We start from the raw sequence: 2263 nt of genomic DNA, 5'->3' as shown, positions 1-2263 counted from the left end.
CCTTGAACGTGGGCTCACCCAGTTTTGCACCGATGGTGCCCCGTGTCAGCTCGTCTACCCAGGCGGCAAACACCAGAGGTTCCGCCTGGTCGGCGCGCATGGTCCCGTCAAATCCCGCCATCTTGCGGCGTACTGCTTCTGCCAACGGATGGGCGAAAGACTGCGACAGCGTTTCCTGCAGGAAAGGCAAGAGCCGCACCGTGGCCGCCGAGTACTGGTCACCCTGTRTTTTTTGCATGGACTCCATGGTGTGCCTGGGTGTGGCAGCCAGCAACTGTTCAATGCGGTTGTAGCGGTAAGGCACGGTCCAGTCCTGCCCGATGAAGAAGGGATAAGCAGGTGGCGTAATGCGCTGGTTCGCCGTAGACCACCAGCCCTTGGCCTCAATCGCCGGATTGGCGGCCTCGGGCGTCTGCGCATAAGGCACCCAGCCTGCCCAGTCGTAGCGCGCCTCCCACCCGGGGGACGGCGCGGTCCCGAGGATGTCGTTATCGGGTTTTCGCAGCGGTACCTTGCCGACCGCCTTGAAACCGGTTTGGCCGAAGACATCCGCGGTCACGACGTTTTGCATGGGCGAGTGATAGGCCGAAAATGCCGCAAGCAACTCCTGGGCAGACTGTGCCCGGTTGGCGCGCAGGCCTGCCAGCACGGTCTGGTTGTCGGCATCCAGGGCACTCCAGCGCAACGCGATCACATATTTGCGGATATCAAGCAGGTCGGCGTGCGACTTCTGGACATCGCTGAGAACGGGGCCGTGGCGGCTTTCTCGCACATTGAGCACCACATCGGGTTGACCCTTCACCTTGATCGTCTCGCTACGAACCTTGAAGTCCTCCCAGGCCGTGTCGGCGTTTGCGCCGCCAGCATGGGGTACGCGGTACTGCTGCGCATTGGCAGGATTAATCTGCTCCAGGTACAAGTCCTGCACATCCGGGGCGGTGTTGGTGAAGCCCCAGGCCACCTTCCCGGTATGCCCCATCACCACAAAGGGCAAGCCAGGCAATGTCGCGCCAATCACGTCCAGCCCAGGCGCGCTCACGCCGTTGGCTGTCTTGCCTTCAGGTGCCTGCAGCCGCGCGAAATACCAGACCGCCGGCGCCGAAAGTCCCAGATGCGGATCGTTGGCGAGCAACGGCTTGCCGGTGCTGGTGTGAGAGCCCGCCACAACCCAGTTATTGGAACCTTTACCTCCCACGTCGCCGAGCGCCAAAGCCCAGTCGTTGATGTCAGAGGCCAGCGCAATGACGTTTAATGGCGAAGGTTTCTGATCAAACAGGCCTCCAGCCCTTGATTTACCAGCGCCAGCAGCTATCTTTTTMGTAGCATCCGGAAGATCRGACCGGTAMACGCCCAAGCCCGCATACAGCTTGGCAAAGTCCACTTTCGAGGCAGGCTGTTCGCCTGGGTAAGGCGGAAACAACTGCTGGAGTTCTGCGGGCTTCAGCAGCCGGGCCGCCGACAGGCGCGCGAACTCGGTGCCCCAGTTGCCCCCCAGGTCCAGCGCCATCATCAGCGACCATGCGACGCTGTCAGTGGGAGACCAGGCTTTGCCGGAAAGGCCTCCGGGTTTGACGCCCACGATATGGAACTCGGGAGACAGCGCCTGCGAAGAGCCCTGATAAAAAGCATTGATACCATCGCTGTAGGCCTGCATCGCATCGCGCCCCTCGRCCGGCAGGTTCTGCCATTGGCGCTCGGCGGCCTGCACAACACCCAGGGTGCGCAGCAACCTGTCGGTTTCAAGTGTGGCCGGGCCAAACACCTCGGACAGTTCACCGTGCATGACCCGCCGGTTGAACTCAAGCTGCCAGCCACGCTCCTGTGCGTGGACATAACCTAGGGCAAACCAGGCGTCGTGGGGCGACTGAGCCTTGATGTGGGTGACATCCGCGGTGTCACGGGCAACCGATACGGAGCCACGCAAGCCCGTGGCCTGGAGTTCACCGTCGAGTGCCGGGAAGGTCCGGTAAATATAGAAACCCGCCACGGTGGCGGCGATCAGCAGCAACACCAGCAGCGCAGCAGAAATGCGTTTGAACCAGACCATCATGTTCCATCGGGTGATACGGATAGTGCAGCCAGGTGCCCATGGCGATGAGCAGTTGGCATTCCAGGCAGAACTGCGTCGGCCCCTGCCAGCAAGACGCTATTTTGTTTGAAGATGGACTTTGCCGTCAGCAAACTTGAAACTGACGGTAGGCACCGTGAAGTCTTCAAAGGGAGCGCCCAGAGCAATCTCACCCTCTTGCAGCAACACACATTC

The 2263-nt window shown here is 61.2% G+C and carries 1 protein-coding gene; it reads right to left on the bottom strand.

Annotation, left to right across the window (positions count from 1 at the left end; translation table 11 throughout):
• Window positions 1-2050 (bottom strand): penicillin acylase family protein (locus AC1D1P_RS21405; RefSeq protein WP_477674355.1); only part of this gene is annotated, 2050 nt, incomplete at its 3' end.
• Between the last annotated feature and the right edge of the window lie 213 nt (window positions 2051-2263).

The organism is Polaromonas sp. P1_E1_2, assembly GCF_056406035.1.
This window is presented reverse-complemented; position numbering and strand designations above follow the sequence as displayed.